The following is a 21697-nucleotide window of genomic DNA, read 5'->3' as shown; positions in this document are numbered from 1 at the left end:
AGAATTAAGAGGTTTTTGTCGACAAATGTCTCAATTGTAACTATCAATAGTGTTACTGCCATTTGACATGGCACCTCAAGATATAACTATAAAGGTCATGAAGAAGACATTCGAAGTTTCCGACAGGCTGTTCGAACTTTATCATCGCGTTCATCGATTGGTGAACGAGTCGATGACGGAGGAAGGCGTATCGCTTGCCCGAAGCAAGTTCCTGTTCTTTCTGAGCAAGCTCGGCCCTTGCCGATCCACGGATATCGCCTGCGCGCTTAATTTCGCGCCAAGGACCGTCACTGAGGCGATCGACGGACTGGAGCGCGACCGCCTGGTGATGAGGAAGCCTGATCCGGAGGACCGCCGCGCAAAGATCGTCTCGATCACCGAAACCGGCCGGGTCGTGCTCGAAGCAGCCGAACATCCACGCAAGCAGCTTATCGAGGAGATCTTCTCGGCGCTCGACGACGAGCAACTCGACCAGCTTTACGACATCGTCAGCAAGCTGGTGGAAAAGACCGACGAAATCCGCAGGCGCAAGGAAGAGGCCGAGGGGGCAGAGGTCGCCGTCGCGCGCTAGACTGCACACGACTCCGTAGAATCAGAAGGGGCCGGGACATCATGTCCTGGCCCCTTCCGTTTCTCTAGAGCATCCGGCTTTCGGGTGGATGCACCGAAAGCGGATAAGATGCTCTAGAACTTTGACTTGCTGCATGTTTTTATCCTTAAATCGGCGGCGATTTAAGGAAACATGCAGTAAGCGTCTGCGCTTACATCGCGTCGATGGCGCCGATGGAGAAGAACAGGGTTTCGCCGGAGGAGTCGTCGACGCCATCGTTGTCCGTGACGACATAGCCGTTTCCAGCGGCGTCGACTGTGAAGCCCTCGACCTTGTCGACGACGTAGCCGTTCAGCGCCTTGAGGTCCGGAATGAGATCCCGCACCTCTTCCTTCTTGACGACCGGCAGCTCGCCTCCGAGTGCAGCCGGCTTCAGGTCGGCAAGCGCGACGCGGTAGAGCTTTTTCAGCTTGGCCGCTTGCCCGATCTGGTTGTCGCGCTCGATGACATAGGCATAGTCGCCATGAACGGCGAGTTCGGAAAGGCCGACCCAGCCTTCTTCCGACTTGTCGAGCGGATAACGCACGGCGCCCCACTCCTTGCTTGCCGGCTTGTAGGAGACGAGTTTGACGAAGCCCTTCTCGTCATCCTTCCATTCACGCTGGACTGCCATCCAAAGGACCTGGTCGTCCCCTTTGCCGATCGTCGCAATGCCCTCGAAGCCATAGCGGGTCTCGTTTGCGCGCAGCTCCGCCGGAATCGCGATCTCCTGCTTGATCTCGCCCTTCTTGTTCACGTGGAAGAGCGCGTGGCTGTAGAGCTTGTCCGCATCGCCTTCGGAGGCGAGCCAGAAGCCACCTTCGCCGTCATTGGCGACGCCTTCGATGTCGAGCTTCTGCGCGGGAGCGCCGTTACGGGTGATCGGCAGCGCCTCGGTGATCAGCGCCGGCTGCTGCGTCGCATCGATCGTGAAAATCGTCGGCTGCGAAGAGAAGACGGAATCGTTGACCGCCTGCAGGAAGCCCGGCTTGTCCGCGACAGGTGCCAGACCCGAAAGTGCGCCGAAGCCGATCGGCATGCCATCCTTCTCCGCGGAGCGTATCTGCGGATAGGCTGCCTTCCCATCGCCCCGTTCATAGATCATGACATGCGCCCGCGCGCCGCCGTCCTCGACAAGATCGGTCTCGTTCGCGGTCGCAAACAAGTTGCGGCCCGGGATGGCAACCGCGCCCTCGGGCCCAATTCCAGACGGAAGGAGTTGCAGCAGTTCCGGCTCGGCGCCGGTGTCCTTGTAGACGCCGACGATCGATGCCCGCTCGGAGAGCAGGAAGAAGAGCTTGTCTTCGCCGTACTGCGCCTGTTCCATGCCTTCCGGCTCGACCCCCTTCGCCGACGAACGTTTTTCGGGATAGTGACCGATTGCCGCGATCGCGTGCTCGAATCTGGCGCCCGACTCGTAGAGAACCTTGCCGGTCGTGTCGAAGATCGTGAACCCGCGGGCCCCACCATCGTAGTCGCCCTCGTTGGCAACGACCAGGCGGCTATCGTCGAGCCATTTCATCGCATCCGGCTCGCGCTTGCGGCCGGTCTGCTCGCCGGTGAACGAGATGGCACCGTCGCGCTTCGTGTCGATGTTCTTCAGATCGACCGTGCCGGCCGAGAAATGTGTCTTCACGGCAGCGGTTTTGCCGTCGATGATGACGATGTGGTTGTTTTCCTGCAGCGTCAGCGCAATTTCGTCCTTGCCGTTGAAGGCGACGAATTCCGGCTCGGGGTCTTCGCCGGCTATCTCGGCGAGACCGGTCAGCGCCACGTGCTTGATGCTTGAGCAATCGGCGACACCATCCTTCAACGAGAGGATCACCAGATCGCCGGCCGGCATCTGCGGAATCTGCCCGTCGTTCACCTCCTCGTCGCGCTCGTTTTCGATCGCTATCGCGGCGAGCGTCTTGTCCTTGTTGATCGCAATCGAGTCCGGCTGGCCGCCGAGGTCGCAGGTCGCATCGACCTTTTTCGTCGCGAGGTCGACGACAGCAACGAGGCCGGAGGGCTTGGTAAAGCTTTCGCGCGTGTTGACGGCAACCAGCGCCTTCGGGCCAGCGACGGCAACCGAAGTCGGCTCGCCATCGAAAGACACGATGCCGCCCGCCTTCGGTGCCCTGGCATCGGTGATGTCGATGAAGCCAATGCGCTTTCCGGGGCTGTCGGAATAGATGAGCGTCTTGCCGTCTTCGCTTGCCGTTATGATTTCGGCCGAGGTCGGGGCTTTGCGATCCACACCTTCCGGCAGATTGTCCGCGACGGCAAAGGATGCGACGCGGTTGAAAACCTGTTCCGCGTGCACGGCTGTTGCCGTCGATGCGGCGAGCGCCGCCGCCAATGCTGTGGTGATTGAAAATGTCTTCATGTGTCCCTCCGTATCGCGACACATGGCAAATAGCCCCTGCGCTGTGCCGCTGTTGGCATCCGGAATCGCTGATCGTTTTACGCGCCGGATGGGAGGCTTTTGCAACCGTCGTGTAACAGCTCAATGACACGGCGGGCAGCAACGAAAAGAGGCCCGGACGAACCGGGCCCCAATTGATCTGCTTGCTTGCCTCCGCCATCAAAGCGGCGCCGCGGCAGATGAAACATGAACCTCTCTGCTGCCTATGTTCTCACAAGGGAAACGGCAAGACAGGGTGCAATGAGAAGTTTACTCGGGCTCTGGAACCCGCAAACACCAGATTAGTTGACAGCGTCCTTGAGGCCCTTGCCGGCCGTGAACTTCGGCACGTTGCGGGCCGGGATGTCAACTTCCGCCCCCGTGGACGGGTTGCGGCCCTTCGAGGCTTCGCGGCGGGTCACGGAGAAGTTGCCGAAACCGACGAGGCGGATGTCGCCACCGTTCTTCAGTTCAGCCTGGATGGTCTCGAAAACTGCATCGACTGCAGAAGACGCATCGGTCTTGGAAAGTCCGGCCTTCTCAGCAACGGCAGACACGAGCTCATTTTTGTTCATGTTTCCACCCCTTTCAATTGGTTCGAAACGACTGTCTTGTTAAGCCGGGGCGGCTTGCGCATCGCCCACGTCTTGCCATTCCCAATTGCGCCTAATCCCTTGGAATGCAAGGCTTGCGGACAGTTTTTACAACAAAAAAGACCGGCAAAGTGCCGGTCTTTCTTGTTTTTCTGGCGAGGGGCGCAAGCGGGACACAGTCCCCCGCCCCTTCCGGGGCTTGATCAGTGCGCTATCGAAGCGCCTGCTTCGTCCTGCGAATCGACAGCTGCGACCGGCGACGGCTGCTTCTCCGGGTCCCATTCGATCGGTTCTGGGCGACGCGTCAGGGCATGTTCGAGCACCTCGCCCATCCGCGAAACCGGGATGATCTCGAGGTTGTTCTTCACATTGTCCGGGATCTCGGCGAGATCCTTGGCGTTCTCCTCGGGGATCAGCACCTTTTTGATGCCGCCGCGCAGAGCTGCCAACAGCTTCTCCTTCAGGCCGCCGATCGGCAGCACACGACCGCGCAAGGTGATCTCGCCGGTCATCGCGACATCCTTGGAGATCGGTATACCGGTCATCACCGAGACGATGGCGGTTGCCATTGCAACACCCGCCGACGGGCCGTCCTTCGGCGTCGCACCCTCGGGCAAGTGCACGTGGATGTCACGCTTGTCGAAAAGCGGCGGTTCGATGCCGAAATCGATCGCACGCGAACGGACATAGGAAGCCGCCGCCGAAATCGATTCCTTCATCACGTCGCGCAGGTTGCCGGTCACCGTCATGCGGCCCTTGCCGGGCATCATGACCCCTTCGATCGTCAGCAATTCGCCGCCAACCTCGGTCCAGGCCAAGCCCGTGACCACGCCGACCTGATCGTCGCGCTCGGCCTCGCCGTGGCGGAACCGCGGCACACCGAGATAGTCGGCGATGTTTTGCGCCGTCACTTCGACCTTCTTGGACTTGCCCTTGAGGATCTCGGTCACAGCCTTGCGGGCGAGCTTCATCAGTTCGCGCTCGAAATTACGGACGCCGGCCTCACGCGTATAGGTCTGGATGACAGCCATCAGCGCATCGTCGGTCACCGAAAATTCCTTCGGCTGCAACGCGTGGTCGCGTATCGCCTTCGGCAGCAGGTGCCGCTTCGCGATTTCCAACTTCTCCTCTTCGGTGTAACCGGCAATCCGGATCACCTCCATGCGGTCCATCAGCGGCGCCGGAATATTCAGCGTATTCGCGGTGGTGATGAACATCACATTCGAGAGGTCATATTCGACTTCCAGGTAGTGATCCATGAAAGTCGAGTTCTGTTCCGGATCGAGCACTTCGAGAAGCGCCGAAGACGGGTCGCCGCGGAAGTCCTGGCCCATCTTGTCGATCTCGTCGAGCAGGAAGAGCGGGTTGGACTTCTTAGCCTTTTTCATTGACTGGACGACCTTGCCCGGCATCGAACCGATATAGGTCCGGCGGTGGCCGCGGATCTCAGCCTCGTCGCGAACGCCGCCGAGCGCCATGCGAATATATTCGCGGCCGGTTGCCTTCGCGATCGACTTGGCGAGCGAGGTCTTACCGACGCCGGGCGGGCCGACGAGGCACAGGATCGGGCCTTTGATCTTCGCGGAGCGCGCCTGTACCGCCAGGTACTCGACGATGCGTTCCTTGACCTTGTCCAAGCCGAAGTGGTCGGCATCGAGCACCTTCTCGGCGTGGTTGAGGTCGGTCTTGATCTTCGACTTCCTGCCCCACGGCATGCCGAGCAGCCAATCCAGATAATTGCGCACGACGGTCGCTTCAGCCGACATCGGGCTCATCTGGCGCAGCTTCTTCAGTTCCGCATCAGCTTTCTCGCGCGCTTCCTTGGAGAGCTTGGTCTTGGCAATGCGCTCTTCGATTTCGGCCATCTCGTCGCGGCCGTCCTCGCTGTCGCCAAGCTCCTTCTGGATCGCCTTCATCTGTTCGTTGAGGTAGTACTCGCGCTGGGTCTTCTCCATCTGGCGCTTGACGCGCGAACGGATGCGCTTTTCGACCTGCAGGACCGAAATCTCGCCTTCCATGAAGCCGAGCGCCTTCTCGAGGCGCATCTTGACGCTCGTCGTCTCCAGCATCTCCTGTTTTTCGACGATCTTGATGGAGAGGTGCGATGCGACCGTGTCGGCAAGCTTCGAATAGTCTTCGATCTGACTTGCGACGCCGACGACCTCGGGAGAAATCTTCTTGTTGAGCTTTACGTAGCTCTCGAACTCGGACACCACCGACCGGCTCAGCGCTTCGATCTCGACCGGATCTTCCTCCGGCTCGTGGAGCACATGGGCCTGCGCTTCGTAGAACTCCTCGCGCTGCGTATAGCGATCAATCTCTGCACGCGCGCGGCCTTCGACGAGAACCTTGACCGTTCCGTCGGGAAGCTTCAGCAGTTGCAGCACATTGGCGATGGTTCCGACATGATAGATGGCGGAAGGTTCCGGATCATCGTCGGTGGCGTTGATCTGGGTAGCAAGCATGATCTGCTTGTCGGTGCCCATGACCTCTTCCAACGCACGGATCGACTTCTCCCGCCCGACGAAGAGCGGCACGATCATGTGCGGGAAGACTACGATGTCGCGCAGCGGCAGAACCGGATAAGTCGCGCTTTCAGTCGCCGAGGACGTTTTGTTCGTCATGTCATTTCCTTTCCGTCCCGTTTTCGGGCCCGTTCCCGGGAGCCCTATGGCACTCCCGGCTGTCATTTTTTCTTCACGAAAGTGGAGTGCAAGAGCGGCCTTTTCAAGGTACGGCGCAGTCTCCCTTTCATGGACAGTTCCCAGTCCTTACGCTCGGACGCTGTTGCGGGCCTTGCGAAAGGACGTCGAAACATCAACGACAGGCAGCAAACGGGCCTTCACTGAATCGTCGCATCATCGCGTTGTTACTGCACTTTAGCAACCACAGTTTCATTAAATCGAACGGGCTGCGACCCCATCTCAACAGCTATGTGCACGAAATGAAAAAGCCCGCGCGCGGCGGGCTTTTCAAACAATCGTGAAAGAGAGCAACTAGGCCGAAACGTTGGTCTTCTCCTCGGACCGCTCCGAGTAGATGTAGAGCGGCCGCGCGGTTCCCTTGACCACCTCGTCCGAGATCACGACCTCGCGAACGCCTTCGAGCGTCGGCAGTTCGAACATCGTGTCGAGCAGGATCTTTTCCATGATCGAGCGCAGGCCGCGGGCACCGGTCTTGCGCACGATGGCGCGTCGAGCGATCTCGCGCAGAGCGTCCTCGTGGAAAGTCAGTTCGACGTCCTCCATTTCGAACAGACGCTGATACTGCTTGACCAAGGCATTCTTCGGCTCCGAAAGAATCTGGATCAGTGCATCCTCATCAAGGTCCTCGAGCGTCGCCAGGACCGGCAGACGGCCGATGAACTCAGGGATCAGGCCGAACTTGACGAGATCTTCCGGCTCAAGCTCGCGCAGTACCTCGCCAACGCGGCGATCCTCCGGAGCGCGGACGGTGGCGCCGAAGCCGATCGACGTCTTTTCACCGCGGGCCGAAATGATCTTGTCGAGGCCGGCGAACGCCCCGCCGCAGATGAAGAGGATGTTCGTCGTGTCCACCTGCAGGAACTCCTGCTGCGGATGCTTGCGGCCGCCCTGCGGCGGCACCGACGCCACGGTGCCTTCCATGATCTTCAGCAGGGCCTGCTGCACGCCTTCGCCTGAGACGTCGCGGGTTATCGATGGATTGTCCGACTTGCGCGAAATCTTGTCGACCTCGTCGATATAGACGATGCCGCGCTGGGCGCGTTCGACATTGTAGTCGGCAGCCTGCAGCAGCTTCAGAATGATGTTCTCGACGTCCTCACCGACATAGCCCGCTTCCGTCAGGGTCGTCGCGTCGGCCATGGTGAAGGGAACGTCGATGATCCGGGCGAGCGTCTGCGCCAGGTAGGTCTTGCCGCAGCCGGTCGGGCCGACGAGCATGATGTTCGATTTCGCCAGTTCCACGTCGCTGCTCTTCGCGGCATGCGCGAGGCGCTTGTAGTGGTTGTGGACGGCGACCGACAGGATGCGCTTGGCCTGCTGCTGGCCGATGACGTATTCGTCGAGGACCTTGATGATTTCCTGCGGGGTGGGAACGCCATCGCGCGACTTGACCATCGAGGTCTTGTTCTCTTCGCGGATGATGTCCATGCAGAGTTCGACGCATTCATCACAAATGAACACGGTCGGCCCAGCGATCAGCTTGCGAACCTCATGCTGGCTCTTGCCGCAAAACGAACAATAGAGGGTATTTTTCGAGTCACCGCCGTTGCTACCGCTGACCTTGCTCATTTCCACTTCCTTCCAGCACGCCGGACACCTTCGGAAAGATATCCCGGACCACTCAATTCGCCTTGCGCAAAAGCTTGCCACCCATCGCAAGGTTCTTGGGAGTACTCACCGTACCAGGCAAATCGCCTGAATTTCGGCCGCAACGACTCTCCCGCCGTAACCCGAGCACCGTGTTTCCAAACTCAGACACGGCACTTTGGTTCATATTAACGGCTTTAACCTGTCGATAAAGCCCCTTAGCAATTACAAATGTGTCACAATTACATCGGTCGTGACACAAAAGCTTGAAATCAAGCCTGTTCAGCGCCCTCGGCAGCCTCGCGAGACGTGATGACCTTGTCGATCAATCCCCAGTCCAGAGCCTCCTCAGAACTCATAAAATGGTCGCGATCGAGCGTCTGTTCGACCTCTTCATAGGTCCGTCCGCAGTGCTTGACATAGACCTCGTTCAGCCGGCGTTTCATCTTCAGGATGTCTCTTGCGTGCCGCTCGATGTCGGATGCCTGCCCCTGGAAGCCGCCCGAAGGCTGATGCACCATGATGCGTGAATTCGGCGTCGCGAAACGCATATCCTTGTGACCCGCCGCCAACAGCAGCGAACCCATGGAGGCCGCCTGTCCGATGCAGAGCGTCGAGACAGCCGGCTTGATGAACTGCATCGTGTCGTAGATCGCCATGCCGGCCGTCACGACGCCGCCCGGCGAATTGATGTAGAGCGCGATTTCCTTCTTCGGATTTTCTGCCTCGAGGAAAAGCAGCTGGGCGCAGACAAGCGTCGCCATCTGATCTTCGACCGGGCCCGTCAGGAAGATGATCCGCTCCTTGAGCAGACGCGAATAGATGTCGTAGGATCGTTCGCCGCGGTTGGTCTGCTCAACAACCATCGGCACCAGCGCCATGGCCGTATCAACTGGATTTCTCATATCGAACCTTCATCAATCGGGACCGCAATCCCTCGCGGGCCGGGAATCATCGGATTAGCCTCAGTCCTTACATAGAGTGTCAATGCCCTTCACTTCAAGTCGCGAACATTCGATAGGCTTATTGGTCGCGGCCATCCTTGCGCAAAGCCTTAAATGCTCCCCACCCGTTTGCCGGTAGAACATTTTTCCGGCGCGACCGCCCCGTGTGCGCCGCTTTGCTCACAGGCATTGCAGATGCATCGGTAAACGATCGGTAAACCCCATCGCGCCTGAAACGTCCGCGTTTCACAGTTGGGACTCCAGCGGCAAGAAGCGGATTGCGCCGGCGATCAACCGCCGAAGAACGCCAGCATCCGGCTCGCGCCGCAGCCATCTTTCCGTTCCACTCGTGCGATCGCGCCAGACCGGCCTGCCATTCTCCAAGGCCAGCCTATAACTCATTTCGGGCAATGTCTCGTCATCGAATATCGATTGAAGTTCTTTGGCCAAAGCTTCATCCGAAAATACGACTCCCATCTCCGTATTCAGCGACGCTGAACGCGGATCGAAATTCATCGAGCCGACATATCCGATCATCCCGTCGATGACGAAGGCCTTGGTGTGCAGGCTTGCATTGCGCGCGCCGAAGAGGGACATGCGGTGGCGATCGATGAAATCGCCGCGCTCCTTGAGCTCGAAGAGATCTATTCCACCGCGCAGCAGTCCTTTGCGATATTTCACATAGCCGCCATGCACGGCCGCGACATCCGTCGCCGCGAGTGAATTGGTCAGCACGGCCACCTTCGCCCCCTTCCCGGCAAGTGCCGTCAGTTCGCGCGTTCCCTCGGCGCCCGGGATGAAATAGGGGGAAATGATGCGCAGGTCGCGCTTGGCGGCGTTGATCAGCGGAAAGAGTTCACGCAGCAGCCAGTTCTGGCGCTTTTGCATCAGTGCCTTTTCGGGCGGATCGAAGGCAATGCGGACATCGGCGCTCCGGTGGAGCGGGCGGCTGCCCCGAAAACAGCCCTTCTCAGCGGCCGCCTTGTCGACCTGTTCCAGGTAGAAGCGTGCGGCGGGGGTGCGGGCAAGCGCATCGAGCGCTTCACGCAGCGCCGGCAGAAATTGCTTGCGCGGCGTGCGCAGCGCCGCGATCGGCAGGACGGAGGCGCTGTTCCAATAGCGATCGAACATCTCCGTCGCCTGATCGACGACCGGCCCGATCAACCATACATCCAGATCGCGAAAGTTCGAGAGTTCGGCCGCATCGAAATAGGCATCGCCAATGTTGCGTCCGCCGGCAATCGCCAACCGGCCGTCGGCTATCCACAGTTTGTTGTGCATGCGGCGCGTAGCGCTAAAGGCGCGGATCGCCATCTCGAAGCCGCGGCGAAAGCGATCCGTGCGCGCCCGGCTCGGATTGAACAGGCGGACATCGATATTCGGATGCGCATCAAGCGAGATGCACAGGCGATCATGGATGCCCGCATTGATATCGTCGAGCAGCAACCGAACACGCACGCCACGGTCGGCGGCCATGACGAGTTCGCGCGTCAGCAGAAACCCGGTCAGGTCGTCCTTCCAGTAATAATATTGCAGGTCGAGGCTACGCCCGGCTCGTCGCGCGGAGTGTGCTCTCGCGACAAAGGCCTCGATGTTGTCGGATATCAATGCGACCCCGCTTTGGCGAGGGCTATCGAGCAGGAGCAGACCGATATCCAGATCGATCTCCGTTTCGTTTTCGGCAACCGGCAGCGCAAAGGACGGCTGTGCCTGGGGACGACGCCCAAACCGCCCGTAAATGTAAAGGATCGCCGCACCGGCGAGGGCAATCAAAATGGCAAGAAAGACCGTAATCCAAAACACCATCGCACGCCGCCTCAGCCTGCTTTAAGCCGAATCCGTCCCGATCAGCGCGGCGCGACGCGGGTCGCTTTCGCCGTGTTGAACCGCCTTCAGGTCAATCGATGCCTTTACCGGCAGATGGTCCGAGGCAACACGCGCGAGCGGCGAGTCGTGCACTGCCACGGACGTGACCAGATGATGCGGATTGCCAAGCACGCGATCGAGCGGCAGCAGCGGAAAACGCGACGGAAAACTGGCGACCGTCGCATGCGATGGATCAAAGGTCGGGCTCAGAAACTTGAGCGATGAACGCTTGCCCATCCGCCATTCGTTGAGGTCGCCGATAAGCAGGGTCGGTCGGCCGACTCCATCGGCCGCGGCACGCAACAGCGCTTCGGCCTGCTGCGCTCGGGAGTGGCGCAACAGTCCAAGGTGGGCGGCGATCACCCGCAGCGGTCCGGCCTTGAGGTCGAGATCGACGACCAGCGCGCCCCGCGGCTCGACACCGGGCAGCTTCAACTGGCGGATGTCGGAAACCGCCCCCTCTCTCAGCAACAGGACGTTGCCGTGCCAGCCGTGCCCCTTGGCTGAAAAGGGTGAGATCGGCACCGAAACCAGATGCGCCTCGCGCCGCAGGTGTTCCAGGTCGAGAAGGCCGGCCCGTTCGCCGAAGCGCTGGTCCGCTTCCTGCAAGGCCACGATATCCGCACCGATCTCGCTAATGACCTGCGCCGTGCGTGCCGGATCAAATCGGCCATCGGTACCGACGCATTTATGGATATTGTAGGAGGCTATGACGATGTCCCCGCGGTCCACCGCCGCATCGCGCGCTACCACCGTGGGCCGTCGCCTGCGGATCGCCGCCAGAATGCCCGCGGATAAACTGTTCTGAATTTTTGCCATGCCGCTCCCTGCTTGCTGCCGCATCATGCTCAAATAGGTCCGCCCCTGCCACCGAAAAAGTCCGGGCCACGCATCTTATTGCTTCCTGACCACGGGCTCACATGGAGCGCCTGCTCCGCACATTCGTCGACCGATTAGGCTTGCGGCACCCGCGTCCGGAGCAATAGAGATGCAGATGAAGCAGCGAGTTACCCATACCTGAAGAGTTGAGTCATGCCCGAAGTTCCCGGTATTTCGATCGACGGTTCCAGTCGCCGCGTTTCGCTCGACGTTCGCGATCCGGCTTTCTTCCGCAATCCGCTTCCCGCCTATGCGGCTCTCCATGAGCAATGTCCGGCCTTCTTCTGGGAGGAACGGCAGCAATGGTATTTTGCCGGCTATGATCAGGTAAACGGCCTGCTGCGAGACCGCCGTTTCGGTCGCCAGATTCTGCATGTCGCGACGCGCGACGAACTGGGCATGCCCGAGCCGAAACCGCATTTGAAGGATTTCGATGCGCTGGAGGCGCATTCGCTGCTGGAGCTGGAGCCGCCGGCACACACGCGGCTGAGGACGCTCGTCAACCGCGCTTTCGTTTCGCGGCAGATCGAGCAGCTAAGACCGGAGATCGAGGCGCTTTCGCACGCCGTCATCGACAGCTTCGAGAAGAGCGGCGAGGTGGAATTGCTGAAGACCTATGCCGAGACGATCCCGGTGACCATCATCGCGCGCATGCTCGGGATCCCCGTCGAAGCGGCCCCTCGCCTTCTCGACTGGTCGCATCGCATGGTCCGGATGTACGTCTTCAATCCGAGTTTCGAGACGGAGCTCGACGCCAATCAGGCGTCCGCCGAATTCGCCACCTACCTCAGCGACGTCATCGCCGAAAAGCGAGCGAACCCCGGCGATGACCTGCTGACGCATATGATCACTTCGGAGAAGGACGGAGAGCGACTGTCGGATGCCGAGCTGATCTCGACGACCGTCCTGCTCCTGAATGCCGGTCATGAGGCAACGGTCCATCAGATCGGCAATGCGGTGCGGACGATCCTTCAATCGGGTCTTTCGCCGGCTGAGCTTTTCGCAAGTGAAGATTCGACGGAACGGGCCATCGAAGAATGCCTGCGCTTCGCGGCCCCGCTGCATATCTTCCAGCGCTATGCGCTGACAGATATCGAGCTCGACGACGGCATCGCCCTCAAGAAGGGCGACAAGATCGGACTGATGTTGGGCGCGGCCAACGTCGATCCGCGGAAGTTCTCGGCACCCGATACATTCAAACCGGATCGCGACGAAGGCCCCAATGTTTCGTTTGGTGCGGGCCTGCACTTTTGCATCGGCGCGCCGCTGGCGCGGCTCGAGCTCAACATTTCCCTGCCGATCCTTTTCCGCCGCCTGCCGGGCATGCGGCTCAAGCACGAGCCGCAAGTCAAGGACAGCTTCCATTTCCACGGCTTGGAGCGCCTGGAAGTCGCCTGGTAGGCCCGCGGCGGCGGGGTCGCCGATGTAGCAGGTCGCGGCGTTCAGGGTCGGTTAACCATAAAGCCCTATTCCGGTCCGGACGGAGCGGCGATGGAGCCTGACGATGCGTCCAAACAAGTGCACAAGCGTGATCGTATCCGGCCTGATCGTTTCTGGCCTGATGCTGAGCAGTTGCCAAAGCGACCTTGCCATGGTGGCCGACGCCGCGTTCAGGAATGCGCCGGGGTACCCCGCGGCGCAGCGACCCGACACCGACCCGCCGACCGGACCGTCGACACCGGCCGATCCGGCTCCGCTGCCGACGAGCCCCTCAGTTCCGCCTGCACAGAACGTAGCGGAAAAACCGGCCTGTGACGCGGACGTGCAGTCGAGACTCAAGGCGGCGGGAACGGGTGTCGTTTCGCTGCAATGCAGCGTTCGACTGTCATCGGCCGATGTCGTCACCCATCCGATCGTCTTCGAAGGAAGCGCCGCTTCCGGATCCGTCCTCGATTGCGGCGGGGGGACGCTCGACGTCAGCGCCGGCGCTTCGCGGAAGGAGAAAACCGCGGTGGTCGTTCGCTCCCGGCAGATCGGCTCCGGAAGCTGGGACGTCCCCACGAACGTCACCATACGCAATTGCAAGATCAAGGGTTTCGCCCAGATCTACGGGCTTGGCGAGAACGCCGACGGCGCGACGATGAAAGCCTCCTCGCGCAACCCCGACCATACGGCCTTCGCCCAGGCTTCTGCCCCCAGGAACGTGCGCCTGGAGAACGTCACCTTCACCGCGCCCGGCGGCATTCCGTTCTACGTCGGCCCCGGGGTGACGAATACGGCGCTCGTCAATTCGCGGATCAACGGCAAATCAACCTCCGTCGCCGTCTATCTCGACGCCGAGTCCGCCAACAACACGATCAGCAACAACGTCTTCGGGATCACAACCGAAAAGAGGGAGTTGATCGCCGTCGACGGATCGGCGAACAACCGGATTACCAACAACACGTTCCAGCATGCCGAAAACGGCGGCATATTCCTCTACCGGAACTGTGGAGAGGGCGGCGTGATCCGCCATCAGAAGCCGCAATCCAACCAGATCACCGGCAACACCTTCCGTTACACATCGTCGTTCCTCGCGCAGCCGGCAGTCTGGCTGAATTCGCGCAACGGCAACCGGAGCTATTGCTTCAAGGATCCGGCCTATCCGTTCGGCAGCAGCGCCAGCAATCTCGATTTCGCGCAGAACAACGTGGTGCGCAACAACAGGCTCGAGGGCGGTTCCGAGAGCCTGATCCGCAACGACGATCCGACGAACGACATCGGGGGGAACACGTCGACCGGCGGCTGGTGACCGTAAGGGATCAGCCTTCAAAGCCGGATCACATAGTCCTTGCGAGTCGTTTCAACGACTTCCCAGGCCCCCTTGAAGCCGGGTCTCAAGATCAGGCTGTCGCCGGCCCTGAGATGGACGGGTTCTCCGCCCTCCTCGGTTATGATCGAATGCCCGGACAGGATGTGGAAATACTCCCATTCGTCATAGACGATCCTCCATTTTCCGGGCGTCGCTTCCCAGATGCCCGCATAGAGGCCGCCGTCCCCCTCCTCCAGGTTCCAGGTGCGAAACTCGGGATTTCCAGCGATGAGCCGGTCGAGCGCCGGCGCTCCAACCTCCGCGTCGACGGTAGACGGATCGAACTTCAGGAGATTGCTCATGGGACACCTATGTCAAAGGGGCCGAAAGGCCGCATCGCGTTTCAGATCTTTGCGAGGGATTGCTCAAGGTCGGCGATGATGTCGGCCACGTCCTCGATGCCGATCGAGAGGCGGATGACGTCGGGTCCGGCACCGGCCGCGACCTGCTGCTCCGGCGTGAGCTGGCGATGCGTGGTCGATGCCGGGTGGATAACGAGCGACCGCGTGTCACCGATGTTGGCGAGGTGCGAGAACAGTTCGAGCCCCTCGACGAAGCGTTTTCCAGCCTCAAAGCCGCCCTTGAGGCCGAAGGTAAAGACGGCACCCGCCCCCTTTGGCGAATAGCGCATCTGGAGCGCGTTGTTCGGATCATCTTCGAGACCGGAATAGCGAACCCACGATACCTTGTCGCGTTCCTTCAGCCACTTTGCGACCGCCAGCGCATTGTCGCAGTGGCGTTGCATTCTCAGCGGCAGCGTCTCGATGCCAGTCAGGATCATGAAGGCGTTGAACGGCGAGATCGCCGGCCCGAAATCGCGCAGGCCGAGAACGCGCGCTGCGATCGCGAAGGCGAAGTTGCCGAAGACCTCGTGCAGCACGACACCAGCATATTCCGGGCGCGGCTCGGAAAGAAGCGGGTATTTGCCCGATTTCGACCAATCGAAGGTGCCGCCATCGATGATTATGCCGCCCATCGAATTGCCGTGGCCGCCGATGAACTTGGTGAGTGAATGGACGACTATGTCCGCGCCGTGCTCCAACGGCCGCAGCAGATAGGGAGTCGCCATGGTGTTGTCGACGATCAACGGCAGGCCATGCCGGCGCGCCACCTCGGCGATTGCCGCGACATCGACGAAAGTGCCGCCGGGATTGGCGAGACTTTCTATGAAGATCCCCTTGGTTCGCTCATCGATTTTGGCATCGAAGCTTGCGGGATCCGCGCAGTCCACCCAGCGAACCTGCCAGTCGAACGATTTGAAGGCATGGCCGAACTGGTTGGTGGAGCCGCCATAGAGCTGCTTCGCAGCGACGAAGTTATCGCCGGGCCGCATGATCGTATGGAAGACCAGAAGCTGCGCCGCATGTCCCGAAGCGACCGCAAGTGCCGCAGTGCCGCCCTCGAGCGCTGCGACGCGCTCCTCCAGCACTGCCTGCGTCGGGTTCATGATGCGTGTGTAAATGTTGCCGAACTGCTGCAAGCCGAAAAGTGCAGCGGCGTGATCGGTGTCGTCGAAAACGAAGCTCGTCGTCTGGTAGATCGGCGTCACGCGTGCGCCGGTCGTCGGATCGGGCTGGGCCCCGGCGTGAATTGCAAGCGTGCTGAAACCCGGACCGGCCTTCGCCATTCGTTTCTCCCTGAAACCTCCAATGCCGCGCGTCGGAATCAGACCCGCAAGGCCACTGAAGCACTTTGATTGCTGCATGATTTATCGGCAGAGCGCCTGCGATCAGGGCACCCCGGTCGTCAGCCTATCAGGCGCGGATACTCGATCGCGGGACAGCGGTCCATGACGACCTTGATCCCGGCCGCTTCCGCCTTGGCCGCGGCCGTGTCGTCCCGCACGGACAGTTGCCCCCATATCACCTTCGGCAAGGATGGGAGCTCGAGGATTTCGTCGACGAGCGCGGGCAGCGCGTGGGCGGCGCGGAAGACGTCGATCATGTCGATAGGCTCCTTGATGTCCGCGAGCCTCGCCACGACTGGCTGGTCAAGGATCGTCCTGCCGGCCTGGCCCGGATTGACTGGAATCACGCGATATCCCTTGCGCAACAGAAATGCCATCACGCGGTGACTCGGCCGCTCTGTCTTTGGCGAAGCGCCGACCAGGGCGATCGTCTTCGTCGTGCTCAGGATGTCGGCGAGATAGTAGTCCGGGTAGGCATCATGATTCATGCTGGCATATCCAAGGATCATTCACACGTCTGGATACTTGGCCCTGCATGCCCACAAGTCAACCGAAGCGGGCAGAATCATCGGTCATTTCAACAACGGTCCGGAGATTTCCCTTGCCTGACGGAATCCGGTTGCTTTTCATCCGGCTCGCCGCCACAAATCCGGAGCGCTCCACACCGTCCCGCCGAGGTTCATTTTGCCGCTTGATGTTATCGTGCTTGTCCTCTTCGGGGCGCTTCTGCACGCAACCTGGAACGCACTCGTCAAGGCCGGTTCGGAAAAATCGCTGGATGCGGCCATGGTGGCGCTCGGCGCGGCGACCGTGGCCGTGCCGTTCCTGCCGTTCCTGCCACTCCCCAAATCCGAAGCGTGGTCCTTCATCCTGGTTTCGGCAATCTTCCAGTTCGTCTATTTCCAGTTGGTGGCGGCATCCTATCGCGCCGGTGACATCGGTCTCGTCTATCCGCTGATGCGTGGCGTCGCACCGCTTATCGTCGCCTCGACGAGCAGCATCGTTGTCGGTGAGGAACTGAGCCGCGGCGCCGTCGCCGGAATCCTGACGATCTGCACCGGCGTGCTCACGCTCGCCTTCGAATCCCGCAGGGGCGGCGCGTATGCGATCCTGCTCGCGCTAGCCAATGCCTGCGTGATCGCATGCTACACCTATGTCGACGGCATCGGGGCGCGGCTCTCCGGGAACCCGATTTCCTACACGCTATGGATGGCTTTGCTGCCGCCCGTGCTTCTTTTCGCCTGGGCGTTTGTTCGCCGCGGGATGAAACCGGTGTTGCGGCATGTCCGCCAGCAATGGTGGCGCGGGCTGATCGGCGGGGCTGGATCGCTCGGCGCCTACGGCCTGGCGCTCTGGGCGATGACCAAAGCGCCGGTCGCAACGGTCGCGGCGCTTCGGGAAACATCGATCCTTTTCGCGGTCGTGATCTCCGTTGTCTTCCTCAAGGAGCGCGTCAGCGTCTGGCGCATCGCCGCCGCATCGGTCATCGCGCTCGGCGCATTGCTCCTCAAGCTTGCCTGAAGGTCAGTCTTCCTTCCACTCCGGCATGCGCTTGCCGAGAAAGGCACCGATACCTTCTTCCGCATCGCGCGCGAGCATGTTTTCGACCATCACGCCGACCGCGTAGTCATAGGCCTCCGCCATCGGCAGGTCAGCCTGCCGATAGAAGGCTTCCTTGCCGATCTTTAGTGCCTGCGGCGACTTCGAGGCGATGACGGCGGCGTATTTGTCAACCACCTGGCGCAGATACTGCTTCGGCACGATGCGATTGACGAGGCCGAAATCCTTGGCCGTGGAGGCGTCGATCGTCTCGCCGGTCAACAGCATCTCCATCGCCTGCTTACGGTGGGCAGCGCGCGAGAGGGCAACCATCGGCGTCGAGCAGAAGAGGCCGATGTTTACGCCGGGCGTGCAGAAGGTTGAACTGTCGGTGCAGATCGCAAGATCGCAGCTTGCCACCAACTGGCAGCCGGCGGCCGTCGCGAGACCGTCGATCTCGGCGATCACCGCCTGTGGCACCCGGGTGATCTTCAGCATCAGGTCTGCGGCAAGCCGGATGGTGCGCTCGAAGAAGGCCCGGCCGCAATCTTCGTCGGTGCGATGCAAGGTCATTTCCTTGAGATCATGACCGGCGGAAAAGAGCTTGCCGGCAGCCGCGATCACGATCACCTTGATGTCCTTCGAAGAGGCAACCGAATCGAACTCGGCCAGAAGCGCTTCCATCAGGGCGATCGACAGCACGTTCGCTGGCTGGTTGTTGAGCGTCAACCGCAGAACCGGGCCGTTCACTTCGCGCAGCAGCAAGCCGTTCGGCTCTTCCTTCCTGAATGAAACGACGTCCGCCATGACCTTCTCCGAATGATTGCCGTTGGTGACGCGTGGTACGCTGCTCAAGCGGCTCTTTCAACCCTACTGCATGTTTCCTTAAATGGGATCCGATTTAAGGAAAAAACATGCAGCAACTCAAAGTGGCTACAGCGTCCTTTGCGCGTCTCAAAGACGCGCGGCGCTGTAAGACCATTTTCCAGCTTGCGCGATCGCCGCGGGCATTTTGTAAAGGAGGCGGGAAAGAGGAGGAAAGCGATGAAGCTGCAGCCGATCATGACCGTCGATGAATTGAACAGCTTCCTCGACACCGACTTTCCGCAGGTCCACACGGACGGCAAGGTCTTCGCCGTGACCGATACCGGACCGGGCTTTGCAAGGATGCGGCTCGATCCGAACGAACGGCACATCCGTCCTGGCGGCACAGTGTCTGGCCCGACACTATTCGCTCTTGCCGACGTTTCTGCCTATATCGCGTTGATTGCGCATATCGGCCCGGTTCCCCTTGCCGTCACCACCAATCTGAACATCAACTTCCTGCGAAAACCGGAGCCGGAACCGCTCGAATGCACCTGCCGGATCCTGAAACTCGGCAAGCGGCTCGCGGTTCTCGACGCTTCGATAACGCCCGTTGGTGCGGACGATCTGGTTGCTCACGCCACGGCGACCTATTCGATTCCGCCGCGCTAAATTGTGGTATCCACGAACCACATTGCTAACTCTTTGATTTCACATATCATTCTTTTAGGCGACGCAATAAGACGCCCTTGACGGCATTTTCGCACTTCCGTATAAGCTGCCCGCAGATCGCGGTCCCGTTCGGGCCGCCTTCTTTTTTGACCCGCCCGCGGGTCAAACCAAGCAACAAGAAACGCCCGGCGGTACGCTTCCGGGTCCAACGAAAGAGTATAGATATGGCAACCTTCGTTCAGAAGCCTGCAGAGGTGGAGAAGAAGTGGATCCTCATCGACGCCGAAGGCCTCGTTGTCGGTCGCCTCGCTTCCATCATCGCAAATCGCCTGCGCGGCAAGCACAAGGCCACCTTTACCCCCCATGTCGACGACGGCGACAACGTCATCGTGATCAACGCCGAGAAGGCCGTTCTCACCGGCAAGAAGTACACCGACAAGAAGTACTACTGGCACACCGGTTACCCGGGCGGCATCAAGGAGCGCACCGCACGCCAGATCATCGAAGGCCGCTTCCCGGAGCGCGTCATCGAGAAGGCCGTTGAGCGCATGGTTCCGCGCGGCCCGCTCGGCCGTCGCCAGATGAAGAACCTGCGTGTCTACGCCGGCTCCAACCACCCGCATGAAGCACAGCAGCCGACCGTCCTCGATGTCGCCAAGCTGAACAGCAAGAACACAAGGAGCGCCTGATAATGGCTGACCTTTCCGCTCTCAAGGATATCGCCACGACCGCGGAACCGGCTGCTCCGGTTCACGTCAAGAAGGTCGACGCGCAGGGCCGTTCCTACGCGACCGGCAAGCGCAAGGACGCCGTCGCCCGCGTTTGGGTGAAGCCCGGCTCCGGCAAGATCACCATCAACGGCAAGCCCTATGCGGCTTACTTCGCTCGCCCGGTTCTGCAGATGATCCTGCAGCAGCCGATCGTCGCTGCTGCCCGTGACGGCCAGTTCGACATCGACGCGACCGTTGCCGGTGGCGGTCTCTCCGGCCAGGCCGGTGCCGTTCGCCACGGCATTGCCAAGGCTCTCACCTACTTCGAACCGGGCCTGCGCTCTGTTCTGAAGCGCGGTGGCTTCCTCACCCGCGACAGCCGCGTGGTCGAGCGCAAGAAGTACGGCCGTGCAAAGGCACGCCGTTCGTTCCAGTTCTCCAAGCGTTGATCGCTGGCAGTTGCTGCACTTCCAAGGCCGGGCATGTCCCGGCCTTTTTTGTTGCGCAATTTCAAAGAGTCAGATCGGCAGTTCCGTGGTCGACTTGAGCTCCCTCAGCACGAAGCTCGAAACCACCGTCCGCACATGCGGGTTGCGCATCAGGTAGCGCGTCATGAACGCGTCATAGCTTTCCACATCCGCCGCCCGGATCTTCAGCATGTAGTCGAACGTGCCGGAGAGCGCGTAACATTCCATGATTTCCGGCCTCTCCCTGACCACGGCAGAGAACGAGGCGATCGCCTCGTCATGGTGATCCTCGAGCGTCACATGGGCGATGATGCAGAGCTTCAGATCCAGCTTTGCCGGATCGAGCAGCGCCACGCGCTTGCGGATCACGCCATCGGCTTCGAGTTCCTGCAGCCGGCGCCAGGCCGAGCTTTGCGACATGCCGGCCTTCTCCGCCAGCTCCGCGAGCGACTGGCCGCCATCGGCCTGGATTAGGCGAAGCAATCGGCGCAACGGTTGAAACGATTCCTTCAAATCTGACGGCATCTCGAAATTTCCTCCCGCCAGGAAGCCGATGACCGGCAACTGTGAAACAAATACTCAGCCCGTTGGGGATACAATTGCAACAGCAATCTGTTCTGGCGAATGAGGAGGCGTCATGACCAAGCAAAGCACCTACACCGCGAAACTGCCGGAACCGGACGGCACCTATCTCTACACACCGGAGGAGGATGCGGTCTGGGGCGAACTCTATCGGCGGCAAATGAAGTTGCTTGCCGACAAGGCATGCGACGAATATCTCGAAGGCGTGCGGACCCTCGGCCTCAATCCGGATCATGTTCCGCAGCTCAAGGACGTCAACCGGAGGCTCGCGGAAACCACGGGCTTCGGTGTCGAGGGTGTGCCGGCGCTTATCCCGCCTTCGCGCTTTTACGAGCTCCTGTCGCAGGGCAAGTTCCCGCTCGCGACCTTCATGCGCCGGCGGGAACACATCGACTATATCGAGGAACCGGACCTCTTCCACGAGGTCTTCGGCCATTGCCCTCTGCTGACGAACCAGAGTTACGCCAACTTCGTCCGGCGCTTCGGCCAAAAGGCGGTCAAGCTCGGCAAGGATTATTCGTGGCACCTGTTCCGTTTCTTCTGGTTCACGGTCGAGTTCGGCCTGATCAACACGCCGAAGGGCAGGCGCTGCTACGGCGCGGGTGTCGTTTCATCAACCAGCGAGACGCGCCATGCCATGGAGACGATGGACTGCGAATTCCGCCCCTTCGATCTGATGAGCGTTCTGCGGACGCCCTACCGCATCGATATCGTCCAGCCGATCTACTATGTCATCGACAGTTTCGCGCAGCTCGAGACGATTATCGAGGAGGACATCACGGCTCGGATCAATGAAGCCAAGAGGCTTGGTGATTTTGCGCCGACCTTCGAGGCCAAGGCGTCCTAAGGGTGCCTCCCCTGGAATGCACATGATTTTGCCGGCAAGCTCTTGCCTT

General features: G+C 60.5%; 20 protein-coding genes. 8 read left to right on the top strand and 12 right to left on the bottom strand.

The annotated features are described in order from the left end of the window. The first annotated feature begins 97 nt into the window (after positions 1 to 97). Entirely contained in the window at positions 98 to 571 is a 474-nt protein-coding gene (locus QA637_RS04440) for a MarR family winged helix-turn-helix transcriptional regulator (RefSeq protein ID WP_153436932.1), read from the top strand. A 190-nt stretch (positions 572 to 761) separates the two neighbouring features. Here QA637_RS04440 and QA637_RS04435 read toward each other — a convergent pair whose 3' ends face one another. The 7 genes from QA637_RS04435 to QA637_RS04405 all read right to left on the bottom strand — a co-directional run bounded on the left by QA637_RS04435 (position 762) and on the right by QA637_RS04405 (position 11489). Then, positions 762 to 2957 (bottom strand): esterase-like activity of phytase family protein, encoded by a 2196-nt coding sequence (locus tag QA637_RS04435; RefSeq protein WP_283063877.1) that lies wholly within the window; start codon positions 2955 to 2957, stop codon positions 762 to 764. Positions 2958 to 3277: 320 nt separating this feature from the next. Next, a complete protein-coding gene (gene hupB, locus QA637_RS04430) occupies positions 3278 to 3550 on the bottom strand; it encodes a DNA-binding protein HupB (protein WP_136504269.1) in 273 nt (90 codons plus the stop codon). A 221-nt stretch (positions 3551 to 3771) separates the two neighbouring features. Beyond that, positions 3772 to 6192 carry an endopeptidase La gene (gene lon / locus QA637_RS04425; protein WP_153436930.1) on the bottom strand — a complete coding sequence of 807 codons (2421 nt, stop codon included), beginning with the start codon at positions 6190 to 6192 and terminating at the stop codon, positions 3772 to 3774. A gap of 372 nt (positions 6193 to 6564) precedes the next feature. Then, positions 6565 to 7842 (bottom strand): ATP-dependent Clp protease ATP-binding subunit ClpX, encoded by a 1278-nt coding sequence (clpX, locus tag QA637_RS04420; RefSeq protein WP_136504267.1) that lies wholly within the window; start codon positions 7840 to 7842, stop codon positions 6565 to 6567. 290 nt (positions 7843 to 8132) lie between these two features. After that, positions 8133 to 8765: an ATP-dependent Clp endopeptidase proteolytic subunit ClpP gene (clpP, locus tag QA637_RS04415; RefSeq protein WP_153436929.1), complete on the bottom strand. Its 633-nt coding sequence runs from the start codon at positions 8763 to 8765 to the stop codon at positions 8133 to 8135. 285 nt (positions 8766 to 9050) lie between these two features. Next, the gene (locus tag QA637_RS04410) at positions 9051 to 10610 is read right to left on the bottom strand and encodes a phospholipase D family protein (RefSeq protein ID WP_283063876.1); all 1560 of its coding nucleotides are present in this window, start codon (positions 10608 to 10610) and stop codon (positions 9051 to 9053) included. A gap of 21 nt (positions 10611 to 10631) precedes the next feature. Then, entirely contained in the window at positions 10632 to 11489 is an 858-nt protein-coding gene (locus tag QA637_RS04405; protein WP_153436927.1) for an endonuclease/exonuclease/phosphatase family protein, read from the bottom strand. Between the two features lie 213 nt (positions 11490 to 11702). Here QA637_RS04405 and QA637_RS04400 point away from each other — a divergent pair, with 213 nt between their 5' ends. Together QA637_RS04400 and QA637_RS04395 are read left to right on the top strand one after the other, a co-directional pair. After that, entirely contained in the window at positions 11703 to 12950 is a 1248-nt protein-coding gene (locus tag QA637_RS04400; protein WP_283063874.1) for a cytochrome P450, read from the top strand. Positions 12951 to 13053: 103 nt separating this feature from the next. After that, complete coding sequence (locus tag QA637_RS04395; RefSeq protein WP_283063873.1) at positions 13054 to 14280, top strand: right-handed parallel beta-helix repeat-containing protein; 1227 nt, start codon at positions 13054 to 13056, stop codon at positions 14278 to 14280. A gap of 17 nt (positions 14281 to 14297) precedes the next feature. On the opposite strand, the gene QA637_RS04390 is transcribed toward QA637_RS04395, so the two are convergent. From QA637_RS04390 to QA637_RS04380, 3 genes are all read right to left on the bottom strand, one after another. Beyond that, positions 14298 to 14642, bottom strand: a complete 345-nt coding sequence (locus tag QA637_RS04390) for a cupin domain-containing protein (RefSeq protein ID WP_283063872.1) — start codon at positions 14640 to 14642, stop codon at positions 14298 to 14300. A 41-nt stretch (positions 14643 to 14683) separates the two neighbouring features. Then, positions 14684 to 15967 (bottom strand): O-acetylhomoserine aminocarboxypropyltransferase, encoded by a 1284-nt coding sequence (locus QA637_RS04385; RefSeq protein ID WP_283063871.1) that lies wholly within the window; start codon positions 15965 to 15967, stop codon positions 14684 to 14686. Positions 15968 to 16086: 119 nt separating this feature from the next. Beyond that, positions 16087 to 16515 (bottom strand): CoA-binding protein, encoded by a 429-nt coding sequence (locus QA637_RS04380; protein ID WP_153436922.1) that lies wholly within the window; start codon positions 16513 to 16515, stop codon positions 16087 to 16089. Positions 16516 to 16711: 196 nt separating this feature from the next. Between QA637_RS04380 and QA637_RS04375 the strand changes: the two genes are divergently transcribed. Then, positions 16712 to 17548, top strand: coding sequence for a DMT family transporter (locus tag QA637_RS04375; protein ID WP_283063868.1), 837 nt, complete (start codon positions 16712 to 16714; stop codon positions 17546 to 17548). 3 nt (positions 17549 to 17551) lie between these two features. On the opposite strand, the gene QA637_RS04370 is transcribed toward QA637_RS04375, so the two are convergent. After that, entirely contained in the window at positions 17552 to 18373 is an 822-nt protein-coding gene (locus QA637_RS04370; RefSeq protein WP_283064871.1) for an enoyl-CoA hydratase, read from the bottom strand. Positions 18374 to 18610: 237 nt separating this feature from the next. On the opposite strand from QA637_RS04370, the gene QA637_RS04365 reads away from it, so the two are divergent. The 3 genes from QA637_RS04365 to rpsI all read left to right on the top strand — a co-directional run bounded on the left by QA637_RS04365 (position 18611) and on the right by rpsI (position 20201). Further along, positions 18611 to 19042, top strand: a complete 432-nt coding sequence (locus QA637_RS04365; protein ID WP_283063866.1) for a PaaI family thioesterase — start codon at positions 18611 to 18613, stop codon at positions 19040 to 19042. A 224-nt stretch (positions 19043 to 19266) separates the two neighbouring features. Next, a complete protein-coding gene (rplM, locus tag QA637_RS04360; protein ID WP_064240798.1) occupies positions 19267 to 19731 on the top strand; it encodes a 50S ribosomal protein L13 in 465 nt (154 codons plus the stop codon). A gap of 2 nt (positions 19732 to 19733) precedes the next feature. After that, positions 19734 to 20201 carry a 30S ribosomal protein S9 gene (rpsI, locus tag QA637_RS04355; RefSeq protein ID WP_136504255.1) on the top strand — a complete coding sequence of 156 codons (468 nt, stop codon included), beginning with the start codon at positions 19734 to 19736 and terminating at the stop codon, positions 20199 to 20201. A gap of 69 nt (positions 20202 to 20270) precedes the next feature. Here rpsI and QA637_RS04350 read toward each other — a convergent pair whose 3' ends face one another. Beyond that, positions 20271 to 20744, bottom strand: a complete 474-nt coding sequence (locus QA637_RS04350; RefSeq protein WP_283063861.1) for an Lrp/AsnC family transcriptional regulator — start codon at positions 20742 to 20744, stop codon at positions 20271 to 20273. Between the two features lie 112 nt (positions 20745 to 20856). Here QA637_RS04350 and QA637_RS04345 point away from each other — a divergent pair, with 112 nt between their 5' ends. Continuing rightward, positions 20857 to 21648 (top strand): phenylalanine 4-monooxygenase, encoded by a 792-nt coding sequence (locus QA637_RS04345; protein ID WP_283063859.1) that lies wholly within the window; start codon positions 20857 to 20859, stop codon positions 21646 to 21648. Positions 21649 to 21697: the final 49 nt, after the last annotated feature.

The organism is Sinorhizobium terangae (assembly GCF_029714365.1).
Classification (GTDB): Bacteria; Pseudomonadota; Alphaproteobacteria; order Rhizobiales; family Rhizobiaceae; genus Sinorhizobium; species Sinorhizobium terangae.
The sequence above is the reverse complement of the archived record's forward strand: the minus strand, read 5'-3'. Positions and strand labels throughout refer to the sequence as shown.